Annotated in this window: 19 protein-coding genes; 16 read left to right on the forward strand and 3 right to left on the reverse strand. The window is 31.6% G+C overall.

The annotated features are described in order from the left end of the window. The first annotated feature begins 286 nt into the window (after positions 1-286). Entirely contained in the window at positions 287-1189 is a 903-nt protein-coding gene (locus tag CLPUN_RS18050) for an ABC transporter substrate-binding protein (protein WP_077848633.1), read from the forward strand. A 50-nt stretch (positions 1190-1239) separates the two neighbouring features. Here CLPUN_RS18050 and CLPUN_RS18055 read toward each other — a convergent pair whose 3' ends face one another. Then, on the reverse strand, positions 1240-2208 hold the full coding sequence (locus CLPUN_RS18055; RefSeq protein WP_077848634.1) for a helix-turn-helix domain-containing protein: 969 nt from the start codon (positions 2206-2208) through the stop codon (positions 1240-1242). Positions 2209-2526: 318 nt separating this feature from the next. Here CLPUN_RS18055 and CLPUN_RS18060 point away from each other — a divergent pair, with 318 nt between their 5' ends. From CLPUN_RS18060 to CLPUN_RS18080, 5 genes are read left to right on the forward strand one after another with little or no spacing between them, the layout of a single operon-like run. Continuing rightward, positions 2527-3456 carry an ABC transporter substrate-binding protein gene (locus CLPUN_RS18060; RefSeq protein ID WP_077848635.1) on the forward strand — a complete coding sequence of 310 codons (930 nt, stop codon included), beginning with the start codon at positions 2527-2529 and terminating at the stop codon, positions 3454-3456. 25 nt (positions 3457-3481) lie between these two features. Next, the gene (locus CLPUN_RS18065; RefSeq protein WP_077848636.1) at positions 3482-4510 is read left to right on the forward strand and encodes a FecCD family ABC transporter permease; all 1029 of its coding nucleotides are present in this window, start codon (positions 3482-3484) and stop codon (positions 4508-4510) included. After that, a complete protein-coding gene (locus CLPUN_RS18070; RefSeq protein ID WP_077848637.1) occupies positions 4507-5520 on the forward strand; it encodes a FecCD family ABC transporter permease in 1014 nt (337 codons plus the stop codon). Before CLPUN_RS18065 ends, CLPUN_RS18070 begins: the two co-directional genes overlap by 4 nt. 10 nt (positions 5521-5530) lie before the next feature. Next, positions 5531-6361, forward strand: coding sequence for an ABC transporter ATP-binding protein (locus tag CLPUN_RS18075; protein ID WP_077848638.1), 831 nt, complete (start codon positions 5531-5533; stop codon positions 6359-6361). Further along, entirely contained in the window at positions 6358-8082 is a 1725-nt protein-coding gene (locus CLPUN_RS18080; RefSeq protein WP_077848639.1) for an ABC transporter ATP-binding protein, read from the forward strand. The genes CLPUN_RS18075 and CLPUN_RS18080 overlap by 4 nt, the downstream gene beginning before the upstream one ends. Before the next feature lie 56 nt (positions 8083-8138). On the opposite strand, the gene CLPUN_RS18085 is transcribed toward CLPUN_RS18080, so the two are convergent. Then, a complete protein-coding gene (locus CLPUN_RS18085) occupies positions 8139-8519 on the reverse strand; it encodes a metal-dependent transcriptional regulator (RefSeq protein ID WP_077848640.1) in 381 nt (126 codons plus the stop codon). Positions 8520-8866: 347 nt separating this feature from the next. Between CLPUN_RS18085 and CLPUN_RS18090 the strand changes: the two genes are divergently transcribed. From CLPUN_RS18090 to CLPUN_RS18125, 8 genes are all read left to right on the forward strand, one after another. Beyond that, positions 8867-10216, forward strand: a complete 1350-nt coding sequence (locus CLPUN_RS18090) for a sigma-54 interaction domain-containing protein (protein ID WP_077848641.1) — start codon at positions 8867-8869, stop codon at positions 10214-10216. A gap of 532 nt (positions 10217-10748) precedes the next feature. Beyond that, complete coding sequence (locus CLPUN_RS18095) at positions 10749-12086, forward strand: acyclic terpene utilization AtuA family protein (protein WP_077848642.1); 1338 nt, start codon at positions 10749-10751, stop codon at positions 12084-12086. Between the two features lie 2 nt (positions 12087-12088). Then, the gene (locus tag CLPUN_RS18100) at positions 12089-12394 is read left to right on the forward strand and encodes an AtuA-related protein (protein ID WP_077848643.1); all 306 of its coding nucleotides are present in this window, start codon (positions 12089-12091) and stop codon (positions 12392-12394) included. A 17-nt stretch (positions 12395-12411) separates the two neighbouring features. Next, positions 12412-13065 carry a CoA transferase subunit A gene (locus CLPUN_RS18105; protein ID WP_077848644.1) on the forward strand — a complete coding sequence of 218 codons (654 nt, stop codon included), beginning with the start codon at positions 12412-12414 and terminating at the stop codon, positions 13063-13065. 2 nt (positions 13066-13067) lie between these two features. Further along, a complete protein-coding gene (locus CLPUN_RS18110) occupies positions 13068-13724 on the forward strand; it encodes a 3-oxoacid CoA-transferase subunit B (protein ID WP_077848645.1) in 657 nt (218 codons plus the stop codon). Positions 13725-13873: 149 nt separating this feature from the next. Further along, on the forward strand, positions 13874-14647 hold the full coding sequence (locus CLPUN_RS18115) for an alpha/beta hydrolase (protein ID WP_077848646.1): 774 nt from the start codon (positions 13874-13876) through the stop codon (positions 14645-14647). Between the two features lie 130 nt (positions 14648-14777). Next, a complete protein-coding gene (locus CLPUN_RS18120; RefSeq protein ID WP_077848647.1) occupies positions 14778-16034 on the forward strand; it encodes an MFS transporter in 1257 nt (418 codons plus the stop codon). Between the two features lie 138 nt (positions 16035-16172). Continuing rightward, positions 16173-17897, forward strand: a complete 1725-nt coding sequence (locus tag CLPUN_RS18125) for a CocE/NonD family hydrolase (RefSeq protein WP_077848648.1) — start codon at positions 16173-16175, stop codon at positions 17895-17897. Between the two features lie 196 nt (positions 17898-18093). Here the strand turns inward: CLPUN_RS18125 and CLPUN_RS18130 are convergent, their stop codons facing one another. Next, positions 18094-18966 carry a LysR family transcriptional regulator gene (locus CLPUN_RS18130; protein WP_077848649.1) on the reverse strand — a complete coding sequence of 291 codons (873 nt, stop codon included), beginning with the start codon at positions 18964-18966 and terminating at the stop codon, positions 18094-18096. A 189-nt stretch (positions 18967-19155) separates the two neighbouring features. Between CLPUN_RS18130 and CLPUN_RS18135 the strand changes: the two genes are divergently transcribed. Beyond that, entirely contained in the window at positions 19156-19683 is a 528-nt protein-coding gene (locus CLPUN_RS18135) for a helix-turn-helix domain-containing protein (RefSeq protein ID WP_077848650.1), read from the forward strand. Further along, complete coding sequence (locus CLPUN_RS27225; protein WP_143329083.1) at positions 19644-20078, forward strand: hypothetical protein; 435 nt, start codon at positions 19644-19646, stop codon at positions 20076-20078. Before CLPUN_RS18135 ends, CLPUN_RS27225 begins: the two co-directional genes overlap by 40 nt. Positions 20079-20219 lie beyond the last annotated feature (141 nt).

The raw sequence follows: 20219 nt of genomic DNA on the forward strand, positions 1-20219 counted from the left end.
CCCCCCTATAATTGAAAAATTTTCTCCAAGAAAATAAAATGCAATCCATTTTAATTAAGTTATACTCCATAATAAAGAGAAGAATTTTCACTTAACTATTATAAGACAATAAATATCCCTTATTTTAAGAAAAAGTAACTTTGGGGAAGGAGCTTCCTTGCCAATTGACAGAGGAAAATATAAATGCTACGCTTTTAAAAGTTAGACTAGTCTTACATTTTTGTATAGCTCAAGCACAGGTGCTATTCAGATTAAAAATAAGATATTTATAAGGGAGAGATATAAAATGAAAAAATTATTGTCATTATTTTGTACAATATTTATGACTACTTTAATTTTAGCTGGCTGTTCTTCAGCTAAGGATACTACTAAAGAAGAGGATGTTCGTACTGTAAGTACTGTAAGAGGAGAGGTGGAGGTTCCGGCTAATCCTAAAAGAGTTCTTATGAGTTATGGAATTGGTGATATTTTAGCTTTAGGAGTTAAACCAGTAGCTACCTATGATGCAAAAGGTAGGGCTTATGAAAAAGAGGTAGAGGATTTACCAGTTTGGGAAAAGTATGAACCAGAAGAGCTAATGCAATATAATCCAGATCTAATCATTACTGTAAGTGAAGAAAATATTAATGAACTTTCTAAGATTGCTCCTACAGTGTATATTCCTTTTACTACTATTAGTATGGAGGAGAGATTAACATTTTTAGGTGAGGTTTTAAATAAACAGGAAGAGGCAAAAAAGCTATTGTCTGATTTTAAAGAAAAAGTAGACAATTCAAAGAAAGAATTGGATTCTAAAGGAATAAGGGTCAAGACAATTAGTATTTTTGAAGGCAAATTAAAAACTGGAATTTGGACATATGGCGATAAATGGGGACGTGGAGGCGACTTAATTTATAGCCAATTAGGATTTAAAGCACCAGATGTTATACAAAATGAAATTATTGGTAAAGATCAACATAGACAGATTTCCTTTGAAAAGATTAATGATTATGCTGGAGATTATATAATGTTTAGTGGAGTAGGAAATGAGAATCTTGAGGAATTGGCTGATAATTCGATTTGGCAGTCACTTCCAGCAGTTAAAGAAGGACATGTTATACCAATTGATTTTAATTTATTTTATGATATAGATATTTATTCATCTAATGTACAATTAGACTATCTTATGGATAAATTACTAGAGAGTTAGTAAGAAATTTAAGATACTTATGTCAGGTAAGTATCTTAAATTTTTTTTATTTATAGGTTGAAAGATTTTCTAAAATCACTAGGAGTAATTCCATGTATGTCTTTAAAGGCAGCAGCAAATTTTGCTGGATTTTTATAACCGCATAGTTCAGATATGTTACGAATACTTAAATGGTCAGCAGATAAGAACTGCATGGCTTTTTTCATGGTTTCTATGCGAATATATTTATAAAGGGGAATTCCATAGTGGTTTTTAAAAGATTCACGAAGCTTGCTTTCGCTCATTCCAGCTATTCTGCATAGTTCAATTGTAGCTGGAGGATTTAAAATATCCTCATCAATTTTACTTTTGACTTGATAAATCTTTTGCTCATTTTCCCAAGTAACGTAGTGACGGCGGCTACTTCTTCTTTTAGGTATATCAGGGAAATTTCTAGTTATTGCAGATAATAGATGCAAGGTCATACCCTCAAAAGCAAGTAAAGGCATGTCTGTATTTCGTATAGCCCATCTAATTTGTTCCAAAATAAGCATTATATCAGGAGTATTGTAATGTTGTGTTTTCCAAAGCTTCGCATGCTCAACACTGATTTTAGGCGCATTGGTGCTATCTTTGAGAAAAGGTTTTATAAAGTCATCAAAAATTAAAACACTGGTAAAACAATAATGTACGTCTTTAGAGAAAGTAAAGGTAAATTGTTTTTGAGGATTAATAATTAGATGAGTGATAGGGGATAAAGCTTGTCTCTTCTTTCCTTGTTGTGAATAGACTATTTCTCCGCAGTCAATACAAAAAAGCATCATAAAGGGCTTGCTAGAATTTATTGTATGTACTATCTGTTCACTTGGAGTAAGCCAAGCACTTGAAACAAATAATCCTTTAGCAGGATTTACTTCTGCAATCCATCCATTTGACCAATGAGGTGGAAAATCATAAATTTGCCCTTGCCCATAGTGTCTTTTAGTAAGATTATATTTATCTGCTAAAGCATTCCAAGAAGAATCTTTATATTCATCCATAAAACTTTCTACCTCTCTTTTAGTTGATTTAAAGTAATAAAATTATAGCATTATTTGAGAAAGATTTTCAATAAAAATATAATCCATTTTATTTAAATTACAATCCGTAACGAAGAGAAGCATTTTCAATTAGCTCTTACAAAACAATAAATCAACATAATTTTAATAGAAAATGACTTCTTAAAATAAGATTCTTAAGCGATTGACAGGAGAATTTATAAATGCTACGATTTTTAAAGTTAGACTAGTCTTACATTTATAATGCAGGTGCTGGCGTTGTGGGACTAATATAAGATATTTATAAGGGAGAGATATAAAATGAAAAAATTCTTGTCATTATTTTGTGCAATATTTATTGCTACATCAATTTTATCTGGTTGCTCTTCATCTAAAAATGCAGAGAAAGAAGAAGCAACTGTTCGCACTGTAACTACTGTAAAAGGGGATATTAAAGTTCCTGATAAACCTAAGCGCGTGGTTGCAAACTGGTATGTTGGCGAGGTTATTACTTTAGGATTAGATCTTGTTGGATATAATGCTTGGGAACAAGAAACTATGCCTTTTTATAATGAACTTAAGGCTACAACAAAAATAGAAAAGTGGGAGCAAGAAGAGGTTATGGCTTTAGAACCAGACCTTATAATTACATATGATGAGGCAGACTTTGATAAATTCAGCAAAATAGCTCCAGTTATTGTTATTCCAGAATCTCAAAGTTCTATTGATAGAATAAAGTTCATTGGAGAAGCTACGGGACGTACTATTGAAGCAGAAGAAGCTGTTAAGAAATTTGAAGAAAAGCTTGATGCTGCGAAGAAAACTCTTAAAGGTGATACGTTTGCAGGAAAAACTTTCAGCATTATGGAAGATTGGGGTCCTTCTGGAGAATGGAGTGGTATATATTATGAGACAGGTTCTAGAGGTGGAACTTTAGTATATGACTATCTTGGACTTAAATATCCAGACAAGCTTAAAGAACTTATGGAGAAATCCGGAGAAGGTCGTGGGTCTATAAGTTATGAAGTGGCTCATGAGTATTTTGGAGACTATATATTATGGTTTAAGCAAGAAGGTAAAGAATCTGAGTATGCAAAAACAGATATTTGGAAGAGCATTCCTGCGGTTGCAGCAGGTAGAGTTGTAGAAATACCAGGAAATTACTTAGGTCTTTTCTATTATTCTGATATTACAAGTCTTACTGAACAACTTGACTATATGGTTAATGCAATAAATTCATTAGCTAAATAATTTTAATTAAGAAAGGAAAATAAATATGCAAGATACCTATAATAAAAAGCGACAATTAGGAGCTTTGAATTTTACAATCTATATGATTGCAGGGGTGGTTTTGCTGGTGATTATGTCAGCGGCGTCAATTTCTTTTGGAGCTGCTGATATGAATTTGTCTACGGCTTGGGGAGCCATTTTTAATTTTGACTCTTCTTTAACTGAACACCAGATTATTCAAACTCTCCGACTTCCTCGTATAGCAGCTAATATAATTGTTGGGTCAAGCCTTGCCATATGTGGTGCTATAATGCAGGGAACTACAAGAAATCCTCTTGCTGATTCTGGGCTTATGGGTATAAGTAGCGGTGCTACTTTTGCTATAGCTTTTTGTATGGCGTTTTTACCTGGTGGAAGTTACGGGCAGATGATGCTTTTTGCTTGCATTGGTGCAGCTGTTACTACAGGTATGACTTATTTTATTGCATCCATTGGTCGAGGAGAGATGAAACCACAGAGGCTTGTCTTAGCGGGTATCTCTATATCAATGTTATTTGGTGCTTTTAGCCAATATCTTTCTATTAAATATAGACTCGGATATGCTTTAGCTTATTGGACTGCTGGAGGAACAGCCGGTGCTAAATGGAGTGAACTTGCTATAGTTTTCCCATTCTTTATTTTAGGTATTATTGTAGCTCTTTTTATATCTCCTTCAATTACGGTTTTAAATCTTGGAGATGATGCAGCTATAGGTCTTGGACTTAATACTAAGAAGGTTAAAGGGATTTCTACTGTAGTTGTTTTAATACTTACAGGGCTTTCTGTAATTGTTGTTGGACCTGTTGGTTTTGTAGGATTAATAGTACCTCACATTGTCCGCTACCTTATAGGGGTAGATTATAGATACATTATTCCAGCTTCGGGATTATATGGAGCTTTGATTACTGTGACAGCAGATTTAGTTGGAAGGCTTATTAATAAGCCTTATGAAACTCCGATTGGAATTATTTTTGCTGTAATAGGTGTTCCGTATTTTCTTTATCTTACAAGGGTGCAAAGGAGGGAATTTGAATGAAGAAAAAGGATTATTCAGTTTCACATGGTCTAACTATTGTTTTTGTACTTACCATTGTTCTGTTAGTTGTGGCAGTAATAAGTGTGAACTCAGGTAAAATGAATCTCTCTCCTTCGGAAGTTTTTAATGTTCTTATGGGAAAAGGTACAGCTAAACAAAATTTTATAGTATATGATTTTCGTCTTCCTCGTATTGTATTAACTATGCTTGTAGGTATTGGTATGGGAGCGGCTGGATGTGTAATGCAGAGTTTACTTCGCAATGATATGGCTAGTCCTGGAACTTTGGGAATAAGCTCTGGATCAGGATTATTTGTATTATTGTTTATAGTTATTTTTAAGGTAGATAGTGTACCTTCAGCTATTGCTCTACCACTTCTAGCTTTTGTAGGAGGAATGACAGCAGCTGTGTTGATATTTTTACTTTCATATAGAAGAGGAAAAAATATATCACCTACAGGATTAATTTTGACAGGGGTAGCTGTTGGAAGTGGATATAGTGCTGTTACTATGATGCTTACTTTAAAGCTAGATGAAAACCAGATGGATTTTGTTCAAAGATGGAGTGCAGGAAGCCTTTGGGGAGACAATTGGACGTATATTTCTATTCTTGCACCTTGGGTATTGATTCTGTTTTTATATGTATTTTATAAATCTCGTATTTTAAATACTTTAAACCTTGGTAATCAGACGGCAACAGGCTTAGGAGTAGCAGTAAAGAGTGAATTCATAGGTTTAGCTGTAGCAGCTGTTGCTCTATCATCAGGTAGTGTAGCTTTAGGTGGAAACTTCTTTTTTGTTGGAATGATTTCTCCACATATGGCAAGGAAGTTTGTAGGCTCAAATCATAAGCTATTGATTCCTACAGCATCTTTAGTAGGTTCAATAATTATTCTATTATCAGACACTATTACTAGAACTATAAGTCTTGGAACCGATGTTCCTACAGGAATTGTTATTACTGTATTAAGTACACCTTACTTCTTATACCTATTAGTAAAATCAAATTAAGGAGGTTTGTATGAAAAGTATTGAAACTAAAAATTTAGATATAGCTTATGAGGATACTCTCATTGTAAAAGAATTAAATATGCAGATACCAAAGGGAAAGATAACTTCTATCATAGGAGCAAATGGCTGCGGTAAATCAACTATCTTGAAAGCTATTGGACGTATATTAAAGCCTAAGAAGGGTATAGTACATCTAAGTGGACAAGATATAAGTAAATTACCTACAAAAGAAATAGCTAAAAAGATGGCCATACTTCCTCAAACTCCTACTGCACCAAGTGGACTTACTGTAAGTGAGTTAGTTGCATATGGACGTTTCCCACATCAAAAAGGTTTTGGAAATCTCACGGAAGAAGATAAAAGAATTGTTAAATGGGCTTTAGCTGCAACTAAGTTAAGTGAATTTGAGAAAAGAGAAGTTGATACTTTATCAGGAGGGCAAAGACAGAGAGTTTGGATTGCTATGGCTCTAGCACAGCAAACTGATTTAATTTTATTAGATGAACCTACTACTTATCTTGACCTTGCTCACCAATTAGAGGTTTTAAAGCTTTTATATGAGCTTAACCGTAATCAAAAGTGTACTATTGTTATGGTACTTCATGATTTAAATCTTGCTGCAAGATTTTCTGACTATATTATTGCTATTCAAAAAGGAGATATCATAAAACATGGAACTCCTGAGGAAGTTATGACTCCAGAGGTTCTTAGAAAAACCTTCAATATCAATGCTGATGTTGTTATTGAGCCTAAGAGCAATCGTCCAGTATGCATTACCTATGATATTATAGATGAAAATGAGGATGTGCAATTGGAAGAAAAGGAGGCAGTAGGTATATGAGAACTACCTTACGTATTTTTATAGGAGCCAGAAAATATTGGATTTATTTAATATTAGCATTAATAGCTGTTATTATTTCTACTATAGCAGGATTTTATAATCCCTGGGCCTTAAGAGAGCTTACAAGTATAGCAACAGAAGGAAGCTCTGATTTTGGAGCTCAATCTTTACGAATAGGATTGATGCTTTTAGTTGCAACTATACTTCAATCAGCTGGAAGCTCTATTTCAGGATATTTAAATCATCATGCAGCTCTGCATTATGTTGCAGATATGAGAACAGAACTTTACTCTAAGCTTCAACATATGGGACTTAGGTATTTTAATAAAAGTCGTACAGGAGATTTAACTAGCAGAGTTATTAATGATGTTATGGAGGTAGAGATTCTTTTAGCTCACGTAATTCCTGATTTTGTTGTTAATATATTGACTTTCGTAGGTGTGGGCATATTATTATTTTCTATTAATGTAAAGTTAGCTTTTATAAGTCTTGTTACTATTCCTTTTCTTATTATGATTACTCTTTGGCAGAGTAAGTATCTGTCTCCTATATGGAAGCAGAATTCTATGGTTAGAGGAGAACTTTCTGGTATTGTTCAAGATAATTTTTCTGGAATTAAAGAAATACAGATATTCAATCAACAGGAAAGAGAAGAAAAAAGGATTAAGAACCTTTCTATGAAACATAGTAAAGTATACTTAAGGGCAAGCTTCTTTTTTGAAACCACTTTTCCGCTTCTTGCATTTTTCACAGCTCTAGGTTCTGTTATAGTTATAATATTTGGCGGATTTATGGTTTCAAGAGGAGAAGTTAATATTGGAGATATTGTAGGATTTTCTATGTATCTTGGTATGTTTTATGGACCTATAAAGAGCTTTTCAAGGCTTATGGAAATGTCAGGCAATGCAATTGCAGGGTGTAGGCGTGTCTTTGAGGTTATGGATGAAGTTCCAGATGTTAAAGAAAAAGTTAATGCAAAGAAAATAACTAGGGTTAAAGGAGAAGTTGAATTTAAGGGAATTTCTTTCTCCTATAATGATGAGATAAACGTTTTGAAAAATATAAATTTAAAAGTAAATTTGGGAGAAACTGTAGCTTTTGTTGGAGCAACTGGAGTTGGTAAAACCACAATAGCTAGCCTTTTAAATCGCTTTTATGATCCTCAGAATGGAAGCATTTTAATCGATGGAATAGATATTAAAGATGTAACTTTAAAGAGTCTTAGGGATAATATAAGCATGGTTTTGCAGGACACCTTTTTATTTAACGGAACAATTTATGAAAATATTATTTACGGCTGGAAAGAAGCTACTAAGGAACAGGTTCTTGAGGCCTCAAAAGCAGCTAATGCTCATGAGTTTATTGAAAATTTAGAAAATGGTTATGATACCATAATAGGTGAGCGTGGGGTACGTCTTTCTGGAGGACAGAAACAGAGAATTTCCATAGCTAGAGCAATTCTTAGAAATTCACCTATTCTTATTTTAGATGAAGCCACGTCAGCTCTTGATACAAAAACAGAGAAAGAAATTCAAGCTGCATTAGATGAAATTTCAAAAGATCGTACGACTATAGTAATTGCCCATAGATTATCAACTATCCGTAATGCAGATAAAATTGTAGTTCTAGAAGGAACAGTCATTAAAGAAACGGGAACCCATGACGAGCTGATTCGTTCTGGAGGAACTTATGCTATGCTCTATAGAAGTCAGGTATCTTAAAAGTAAAAAAATTAACGACTTAAAATTTCCAAAGAAATTTTGAGTCGTTGATTTTTTTATTTATTCTCATGTTCCAAAAGAAATTTTTGCATAGCATACAGAGAATCTGAACTAATAACATGTTCTATAGCACAAGCGTCTTCATCTGCAATAGAATTATCGATGTTTAGAATTTTTATAAAGAAATCTTTAATAATGTGATGCTTTTTAGACGTAAATCTAGCTATTTCTAAGCCTAAAGGAGTTAAAAATATTTCCTTATATTTTTCATTAGTTACAAGTCCCTTTTCAGCTAAAGTTACAATAGCGCTATTAGTGCTGGCTTTAGTTACTCCAAGCTTTTCTGCTATACGAGTCATTTTAACTCCTCTGCCTTCTTCTGATAACTCATAGATAGCTTCTAAATAATTTTCCATTACAAAAGTAAGTTTTTTCATACAAATCTCCTGTGATTTTAAAGTTGATTTTAATTCACTCTACATTAATAAAAAGTCTTTTAATAATAATAACATATTTTAAATGGAGTTCCAAGAATAGAGAGGTTAATCTATTGATATAAAAATTCATTAATACATTTTATGTATAGATATATTTGCAGGAAGTCAAGAAATTGAAGAAAATTTATTTAACTATTTATAAATTTAGATATGATTAGTATATAATAAGATAAGTATTGGAATTATATAAATTTATAAATATAAAAGTTAATTAGACGATAGATAACTAATAGAAAAATAATAAATTGAAAGAATTATTTATTAAAAAGTACAAGGAGAAATGCCATATGAAATTTGGAGAATTAAATAGTTCGATTTTTGATTCTTTACATGATGGAGTACTAATTGCGGATAAGGATAATAAGGTTGTATATGTAAATCCAGCATACACAAGAATAACAAAGGTAAAAGCAAAGGATATTATAGGCAGAGAAATAGGAGAGGTAAGAGTAGGAAGTAGACTGCCAGAGGTCATAAGTAATGGGAAGAAACTCTTAGGAATAAAAAGAAAGGTTAATGAAATAGAGTACTTTGTAAATATGGTTCCTGTTTTTGAAAATGGAGAAGTAGTAGCAGGCATATCCATATTAAATGAAATAAATGATATTTATAAGTTAATGGAGGAATTAAATAATTCTAAAAAGATTATAAAAGATTTGAAGAAGAAGATAAAAGCAAATAATAAGGCAAAATATACTTTTGACTGTATTATTGGGGATGATCCAAAAACAAAAGGATTAAAGGATTTTGGAAGAAGAATAGCTGAGAAGAAAGTAAATATACTTATTACAGGGGAGAGTGGAACTGGAAAGGAACTATTGGCTCAAGCTATACATAATGAAAGTAATAGGAGGGATGAACCATTTATAGCGGTCAATTGTGCGACTTTCGAAGCTAATTTTTTGGAAAGCGAGCTGTTTGGATATGAGGAAGGTGCCTTTACTGGAGCTAAAAAAGGAGGAAAAATAGGATTGTTTCAAAAAGCAGAAGGGGGAACTATTTTTTTAGATGAAATTTCAGAAATGGATTACAATCTTCAAGCAAGGCTGCTTAGAGTACTTCAAGAAAATATAATAAGACCTATTGGTGCTGTTAATGAAATACCTATAGATGTTAGAATTATTGCTGCGACAAATAGAAGTCTTGAAAATATGATAGCGAATAAAGAATTTAGAGCAGATTTATATTATAGAATAGCAGTTTTTACAATAGATACAGTTCCTTTGAGAGAAAGAAAAGGGGACATTAAACCACTTATTAATTATTTTTTTAAAGAATCGGAGCATAAGTTTGATAAAAGAGTCGGAATTTCAGAAGAAGTTTTAAATATTCTTTATAACTATAAATGGGAAGGAAATGTTAGAGAATTAAAAAATACAATTGAATTTGGAGTTATGATGACTGATGAAGCAATAATAAGAGTAGAACACCTGCCTAAAAAACTTCAAATAGAAGGGATAAAAGAAAGTGTAGTAAATACAAAACCATTAAAAGATGCAGTAAAAGAATTTGAAGAAAAAGAAATAAATAAGGTCATAGAGATTTATGGAAATACATTAGAAGGAAAGAAAAAAGCAGCTAAGGCGTTAGGAATTTCTCTTGCTTCTTTATATAATAAAATCTTGAATAAAGAGTGAGTTACACATTCTAAAAAATTAGAAATAAAAGAATTATATTCTAATTTTTTAGAATATTTTTTATTGAGTTAAAAAATATATATATTTATTGAGAACTTATCAATGTAATTATATAAGATTGAATTCTTAGCATATTTATATTTTTAAAGCAATTAAATGAAAAGTTATAGTTAATAATAATTTATCTATTTTTCTTTGTGAATTTTTGCTTTCATAGATTGTTATTATATAATTTGGACTTCACAAATAGATTGTTCTAGAAAATTAGAATTTTATGATTTAATTTCTAATTTTTTAGAACAACCTATTCTCTAGTCAATGTAAACATTTAAATATGAATTACATGATTATTAAAAAAAATAATTCTAAAATTTTAGAATTATCTATTTGTAGGCCCTAATTTTATTCTATAAATTATTTGAAGAAGACTGGTCATATAACTGGGCTCAAAAGTAAATTTAGATAAAAATAAAAGATGGCACGATAATTGCTTAATAATAAGATTGAGAAACTTAAAAAGGAGATAATAACAATGAAAAGTATTAGAATAGGCGGCGGAGCTGGATATGGGGGAGATAGAATTGAGCCTGCAGTTGATTTAATTAAGCATGGAAATCTTGATTACATTATATTTGAATGTCTAGCAGAAAGAACAATAGCTCTTGGGCAATTACAAAAGCTTTCAGATAATACTAAAGGTTACAATGAACTTTTAGAATATAGAATGGAAAAAGTTCTACCTTTAATCAAGGAAAAAAACATTAAAGTTATCACCAACATGGGCAGTGCTAATCCAATTTCAGCAATGAATGTAATAAAAGAAATGTCAAAAGCTATGAATATTAGCAATTTAAAAATAGCAGCAGTATTAGGTGATGACATTAGTAATAATATTGAAAAATATTTAGATAATACTGTAATTGAGACAGGAGATAAACTAGGAGCAATTACAAATATTATTTCTGCAAATGCATACATAGGCTGCAAAGGCATAGTTGAAGCTTTGGAAAAGGGAGCAGATATTGTAGTGACAGGAAGAGTGGCTGATCCATCTTTGGTGCTTGGACCACTCATATATGAATTTAAATGGAATTTTGCTGATAATGGTTTGTTAGGGAAAGGTACCTTGGCAGGACATCTATTAGAATGTGCTGCTCAAGTAATGGGAGGATATTTTGTAGATCCACCTTATAAGGAAATAAAAGATTTATGGAATTTAGGTTTTCCAATTGGTGAAATAAATGAAGAAGGAGGTATAGTGATTTCAAAATTAGAACAAGCTGGTGGAGAAGTTACTGTAAACACTTGTAAAGAGCAAATATTATATGAAATCCAAGATCCTGAGAATTATTTTACTCCAGATGTAGTTGCAGACTTTTCAAAGGTCACGGTTAGGCAAATTGAAAAAGATAAAGTTTTAATACAAGGTGCAAGCGGAAAAGCAGCAACTGGATTATATAAAACAAGTGTAGGCTATAAGGATTGCTTTATTGGTGAAGGTGAAATAAGCTATGGTGGTACTGGTGCTTATGAAAGAGCAAAGCTTGCAGGAGAAATAATAAGAAAGAGACTGGAATGTATAAAGCTGCCGGTTGAAGAATTAAGAATAGATTATATTGGCGTGAATTCTTTATATGGTTCTAGTTTAAAAGAAAAAGACTTCTATGATGAAGTAAGACTTAGAGTTGCAGCTAGAACTTTAACTAAAGAAGATGCAAATGTTATTGGAAATGAAGTAGAAGCACTTTATACAAATGGACCAGCTGGTGGTGGTGGTGCAAGAAAATATGTCAGGGAAATAGTTTCAATTGCATCAATTTTAATTCCAGCAAATGATATAAAAATATCTGTTCAATATGAGGAGGTATAAAGATGAAGTTAAGAGAAATCGCTCATTCAAGGACAGGTGATAAGGGAAATATTTCAGTTATTTCAGTTATTGCTTATGACGAAAAAAATTATCGCAAGCTTAAAGAGAAAGTTACTATAGAAAAAGTAAAGAAACAATTTGAACATATTGTAAAAGGTAAAATAACAAGATATGAAATAGAAAGCCTTGGTGCACTAAATTTTGTTATGGAAAATGCACTTGGTGGAGGAGTTACTCGTTCTTTATCAATAGATCCTCATGGTAAATCCTTAAGTTCTTTGTTGCTAGAGATAGAGATAGATAAATAAAATTGGAGGAGGTTATTATGTCAAAAATAACAACACCACAAAAAGCAGTTGAAATTATTGAAAGTGGAAATGTATTAATGGTTGGAGGTTTTCTTAAAGGAGGACATCCTGAAACTTTGATAAGAGAACTTTCTAAGAGAAATGTGAATAATCTTATTGTAATTTCTAATGATACAGGAACTGCAGAATGTTCACTATATAATGTAATAAAAAATAAGCAGGTTAAAAAAGTTATAGCATCTTATATTGGTGCAAATCCTGAGACCGGGAAAGGGTTGATAACTGGAGAAATTGAAGTTGAACTCTTACCTCAGGGAACTTTGGCAGAAAAAATCAGAGCTGGAGGAGCAGGCCTTGGAGGTTTCCTAACTCCAGTTGGAGTAGGGACAATAGTTGAGGAAGGAAAGCAAAAAATAACTGTACACAAAAAAGAATACATACTGGAATTACCGTTAAAGGCTCATGTTGCAGTGATAAAAGCAGCAAAGGCTGATGAAAATGGAAATCTAGTATTCAGAGGATCTTCACGTAATTTTAATGCAATCATGCCAATGGCCGCAGAGCATGTTATAGCAGAAGTAGAGGAAATTGTTCCATTAGGTGAAATTGATCCCAATGATGTTGATGTACCAGGAATACTAATAGATAAAATTGTAAGGGTAGGTGACTAAACTTGGATAAAAGAGAAATTATAGCTAGGAGAGTTGCAAGGGAATTTAAAGATGGCGATGTTGTTAATCTTGGAATAGGAATACCAACTTTAGTTGCTAATTATATTCCAAGTGAGCTCAATGTACATTTACAATCTGAAAATGGTATTTTAGGACTTGGACCAGTACCTAATGAGGAAGATAGAGATGATAATGTTTTAGATGCTGGTGGAAAACACATTTCGACAATAAAAGGAGCTTCATTTTTTGACAGTGCATATTCTTTTTCTTTAATAAGAGGTGGGCATATAGATATAACAGTTCTTGGAGCTCTAGAAGTTGATGAAGAAGGAAATTTAGCAAATTGGATGATTCCAGGTAAAAAAGTTTCTGGTATGGGGGGAGCAATGGATTTAGTAGTCGGAGCTAAGAGAGTCATTGTGGCAATGGAACATCTAAATAAAAATGGACAATGTAAAATAATTAAAAGGTGTAACCTTCCATTAACTGCAGCTAAACAAGTAAATACTATTATAACAGATATGGGAGTTATGGATATTTATAGAGAAAAAGGGATAATCTTAAAAGAGATTGCTCCAGATGTTACATTAGAAGAAATACAAAAGGCAACAAAAAGTAATTTAATAATATCAAAAGATTTAAAAGTTATGGAATTATAATTTGGATAAAATGATTAATTATATCAAGTAAAACTGTTTGACTTTGTAATTAAACAGTTAGCTGAAATAATATGATTTGTTAATGATAACTTTGAACTTATTATTTATTTTCATGTGCCCAAAATTTAATTGAGAGCGAGGTATTTAAAATGTCATTATTTCAAGTAAGTTTTTTTTCGAAAATATTAGGAAAAGCAACAATGTTAAGTGTGATAATGCCAGAAGGTGATAGCAGAGTATATTATCCGATAGATAGAAATATAAAACATCCGACTTTGTATTTATTACACGGAGGGACAGATGATTATTCTGCATGGATGAGACAAACAGCAATAGAAAGATATGCAAAGGAATATAAAATTGCAGTAGTAATGCCAGATGCTGATTTAAGTTATTATACAGATATGGTTCAAGGAAGAAAGTACTGGACCTTTATAAGTGAGGAAGTTCCTGATTTTGTAAGAGCCCATTTCCCACTATCTGAAAAAAGAGAAGATAATTTTATTGCAGGATTATCAATGGGTGGATATGGAAGCTTTAAAATGGCTTTAAGAAATCCAGAGATGTTTAATGCAGCAGCAAGTTTTTCAGGAACTCTTTGTATGGATGATATGATAAATTACGTTCCACACAGAAAAAAAGAGTTTCAAGAGATTTTTGGTTCATTAGATGCAATTAAGGATTCAGAAAATGATTTAAGATATTTAGCGCAAAAAGCAGTAAAAGAAAAAGTAGATTTACCTAGATTATATCAAAGCTGTGGCACAGAAGACTTTTTATATAAAATGAATCTAGAATTTAAAGAGTATGCTAAAGACTTGGGAATAAACCTTAATTATGAAGAAAGTACAGGAAATCATGAATGGGGTTACTGGGATAAATGCATACAACGAGCTTTAGAATTTTTTGAAATAAAAAAGTAATTAATGAGGTGAATTTGAGTGGAGTATCAAGAAATTTATCAAATGTAAGTATTTTTACATTATGAATAAATTTTGATATTCAATTTAAAGTAAATTAGGAAAAACTAAATTAAAAGGAGTTTGAAGTATTATGGAAAAATCAAAATTGCATTACTCTTGGTTTATATTTGCAGGGTGCTGCGTAATGTCATTTGTAGGACTAGGATTAATATTAAATACACAAGGACTATTCTTTACACCTGTAGGTAATGATTTAGGATTTACACGTACGCAAATAGCTTTAATGTTAACGATTCAAAATATAACACAAATGATAACAATGCCTTTTGCAGGTAAAATGTTCCCTAAATATAATGCGAAATTTTTATTAACTGGAAGCTTTATAGTATTTGCAGGTGCGATAATAGCATGCTCAACATTTAATAACTTATATATGTTCTATGCAGCAGGAATTGTAATGGGAGCAGTTCAACCATTTTGTGTCAGTTTAGTATTACCAATATTTCTTGGAAATTGGTTTGAAAAGAAATTAGGCTTTGCTTTAGGTATAGCAGCAGCAGTTTCAGGTTTAGGCGGTACTATATTTAATCCAATAGTAAGTAACATTATTGTAAATTATGGATGGAGAAATGCCTATATATTCATTGGAGTTGTAGCATTAGTACTTGTTTTACCATTTACGCTATTTGTAATGGTATTCAAACCATCTGATAAAGGGTTATATGCATACGGAATAGATGCATCACAAGTAAAATCAGAAGATCAGGTAGAACAAAGTGGATTTACTGCAAAAGAAGCTTATAGAACACTAGCATTTTATTTATTCTGTATATCAGCTATTGTACTACAAATGGTTGCAGGTCTTGTACAACACATATCAGCTCACGTTGTTAATCTTGGATATCCATTAACTGTTGGGGCAACAGTTATATCAGGAATAATGCTTGGAGCAGCCACTGGTAAATTTATAATTGGATTCTTATTAGATAAATGGTCATCAAAACTTGTAACCTGCATATATGCAACTCTTGGATTTATTGGCTGGCTAGGATTAAACTTAGCATTAAATCAACAATTAATGGTGGTATCAGGTTTTGTAATTGGATTAGCTCAAGCATTAGTACTTGTAGCATTACCATTTTATATTAAAAGAGTATTTGGAACAAAAGAATACAGTGCTATTTTTTCAACAGTGAGCTTACTAGCAGCATTAGCTTCAGCAGCATCAGTATACATTGGAGGAGCCTTCTTTGATGCAACAAAATCATATAGAATTCCACTTTCATTAAATTCAGCATATTTTGTGGTAGCATTAATTACAATTATAATTGCAACTTCAAGTAAGAAAAAAAGCCAATCTAAAATTTTAAATGAGCAGGTGGGTTAGGAATTTAATATTAATATTAAGGTTACTTAAGCAGAAAAAATATAAACGATTATTGAGTTTACTGCTGAAGTCTTCCCACTATAATATAGATAATTAGTTTACAGATTTTTAAAATGTTAATAGATAGGTGGTAATGTTATGGATATAAAAAAATTTATAAAGGAAATTAATGAGAAAGTTATCAAAGAAATACCTGATGCAACTCATGAAATTGCTGGATGTGAAAATTTTAGTGTAAAAATGAGAGATGAAATTTCATTAAGTACTAAGGTATATTTCCCAAGTGGTGATGGACCTTGGCCAACTATATTAATACGTAATCCATATCCTAACAATGAACTATTATACTACGCAGCATATAGTCATTTTGTTGAACATGGATATGCACTTGTAATGCAATCAGCTCGTGGAACAGGAGAGTCAGAAGGAAAATGGGAGCCTTTCTTTAATGAAAGACGTGATGGTATAGACACTGTTAACTGGCTTGTTAAGCAAAAATGGCAGGATGGAAATATAGGTATGTTTGGAAGCTCATATTTATCATTTTGTCAATGGATGATTTCTGATTCACTTCCAAGTGAAGTAAAAACTTTGGTTATAGACTGCTTTGGAACTGAACGATATGAACAGATTTATATGAACGGTATGTTCAGGCACGATATTTATACATCTTGGGCTTATGGTAATTCAGGATTAAATCCAAGCACTTCTCCAGGAGAATTATATCAAAAAGGTATTTATATGAGACCTCATATTGATGCAGATAAAGAACTATTTGGAAGTAAAATTCCTTTTTATAGAGAATATGTATCAAATGTAGAGAGTTCCAATGAATATTGGGCAAATGGAGTATGGGCTGAGCTTAAAGAAATTCCTTCAAAAATTAAGGTACCAATGCTTTTGATTGATGGTTGGTTTGATCATCACTTAGATGGATTGGTGAAGGGATATCTGAATTTAAGTGGAGAAGTAAAAAGTAAGAGCCGACTAGTAATTGGTCCTTGGGATCATATGGGAAATAGTCCGGGAGAATTAGAATATCCTAATAATGAAGCAATAGGATTTTTAAAGGTGAAAGCAGGACTGGAATGGTTTGATTACATGTTAAAAGGAAAGCCTTATAAACATAAAGTTGGAAGTATTGATGCATATATTGTGGGAAAAGGTCAATGGGAAAACTTTGAAGCTTGGCCTCCAAAATCAGAAATACAAACAATGTATTTTGAAAAGTCAAAAGGAAAGTATAAGGGTGGAATTTTATCAGAAAATAAGCCATGCAATGAAGAAAAGATAGAATATAAATATAATCCAGATAAATATATTATTACAAATGGAGGTACTGCATTGCTTGCATGGATTACACCAGGATATGGTGATATTAAACATGGAGCTAGATTACAGGAAGAACCAGGATACAGGGACGATGTATTAACGTTTATCTCAGAAGAATTTTCAGAAGACAAAAAAATTGTTGGGAACATAAAAGTTAAGCTAAAAGTCAGCACAGATGTAGAAGATACAGCTTTTACAGCTAAAATTATGAATATACTTCCTAATGGGCGTTCATTTAATATATGCGATGGAATCAGTAGTCTTGTTTATAGAAATAAAACGGATTATGCACTTAAATATGTTCCTAATGAAATAGTAGAAGTCGAAATTGAAGCCTGGCCTGTAAGCTGGTGCATTAGCAAGGGATCTAAAATACGCGTTGACATCTCATCATCAAACTTTCCGGCATACAATAATCATACTAATGCAGCAGGAAATTGGGCAAAGCAAAAAGACTTTTTTATAGCAAATCAAACCGTGTATACAGGAAATATCAATTCATCATCTATTGAATTGCCAATAATAGAATAGTGATGCTTTTATATAATAAGTAAAAAATAGTACAGGTGCTGCTTTAAGATAAAAATAAAACAATAATAGGTATTAATCTTAGATTAATACCTATTATTGTTTTGAATATGTGAATAATAAGGATAAAGATATTCTTAAAATATTAGATAATTTTATGTATAAATTAGCAGTTCAAATTTTTAATTTACAATGCACTTTAAATCCTTTTATAGGATGTATTTAATTCAATCATTTCTATAAATTTTGAAAGAGAGTTAGTCATTAAGGAATCTTTTTGTCTTATAAAAAATGTTCTTGTAGTGTTATATTTCTCAGGTACTGAGAAGGATTTAAGAAGTCCTTTTTCTTCATAATCTTCAATAGTGGATTTAGGAACAAAAGACGCACCTAGATCAGCCATAACACCTTCAATAATAGAATTCAAACTATTAAATTCCATATATCTAATATTATAAATTCTTTTAGATTTAAGCCAGTTTTCAAGTTGTGTTCTATTAGGACACCCTGTTGTACTCATTAAGAATGGTTTGGAATATAAATCTTCCATCTTAGTGTATTTAGAATTAGATATGAGTACTAAAGTTTCTTCAAATACGAGTTCACTTACAATATTTTTATCACTAAGAGAAGGAGCTTTGACAAAGGCACCATCTAATTGGAAGTGTTTTACTTTATAAATAAGTTCATCTGATTGACTTGTTATAAGAGAGAGATCAACTTTGGGATAAGCTCTATGGTATTGTGATAAAATTTCAGGTAGACGAATAGATGATACTGTATGAACGGCACCAATTGATAAGTTCCCAAAAGGATCACAAGAATCGTTTAAAGCTTTATGGGCTTCATCTAGTAAATAAATAATTTTTTCTGCATAAGCTAATAATTTTTCTCCTGTAGGAGTTAATATCATACCACGCTGTCTATAAAATAATTGTGTTTTTAAATTATATTCCAATTGTTGGATTCTAGCTGATACATTAGATTGAACATAACCTAAGGCTTGCGCTGCCTTTGTTATACTGCCTGTTTGAGCAACAGCTCTGAAAATTCTTAATTCATTACTCTCCAGTTTTTCACCTCAATATATAAATCACTAAAAGTGAATCTTAATATCTAATACAATCATTTTACATGATATATAATCTCATGTAAACTATTTGTAGAAAATAAAATTAAATTAAATGGCTTCGATGATATGCTCCCTTTATAGTAGACAGTTAAAATAATAAAACTGTTTCTATAAAGAGGGTATTTTATTTTGCCTAGAAAATCAAAAGTAATATCTGAAGTTAAAGTACAAGTTGTTGAAGAATACTTAACAGGCGTAAAAAGTATGGCTCAGATAGTATATGAATTACAAATCAACTATAGTACAATTCAAGACTGGGTAAGTAAATTTAAACTATTTGGATCCAAAGGATTAATAACTGAAAATAGCAATGCAAGTTATTCTTCTAAAATTAAAAGACAAGCAATAACTGATTTTCATAATAATCAAGGTTCTTTGAGAGAAATTTGTATCCGCTATAATATTTCATCACATAGTATTCTTCGTCGATGGATAAAGCAGCATAATTGTGATAAGATATTGGAATCTTATCATACTAAAGGAGCTGCTATTATGAATAATGGAAGAAAAACTACTTATGAAGAAAGAGTTGAAATTGTTTCATTTTGTATTGCTAACGCTAACGATTATAAATTAACTTCAAGTAAATATAATGTTTCATATCAACAAATTTATGGATGGGTAAAAGGTACAAAGAAAATGGCTATTCCGCTCTAGTCGATAGACGAGGAAAACATAAATCACTTGAGGATTTAAATGAATCCGAAAGATATATAGCCCAATTAAAACTTCTAGAAGCTGAAAACATACGTTTAAAAATGGAGAATGATTTCCTAAAAAAATTGGAAGAGATAGAAAGGAGGGTAGATAAATCAAACAGAATACAAAAAAATAGATATTTTGCCATAAAAGAATTAAATGAACTTGGATATTCAATCTCTGAATTGTGCAAATATGCAAATATTGCACGTTCGTCCTACTATAAGTGGCTTAATTATAGTAAAGATCCAAGAGAAAAAGAAAATCTTGCTATTTTAGATGAAATTTCTAAAATTTATAATGAAGTTAAAGGTATTTATGGATATCGTCCGTCGGATAACATTAAATATTAATAAAATCTAATCCAAATGCAAAGCTACTATTTCATAGCGATCGAGGTTTTCAAGTGCGACAAGAAGTCGCGTAATACATTGTCGTTAGACTGCCCCATCCATTCGGGGTAACTCTATCGTGACTAGCGTGAATGGTAACGT

It is taken from the genome of Clostridium puniceum, from assembly GCF_002006345.1.
Lineage (GTDB): Bacteria > Bacillota > Clostridia > Clostridiales > Clostridiaceae > Clostridium > Clostridium puniceum.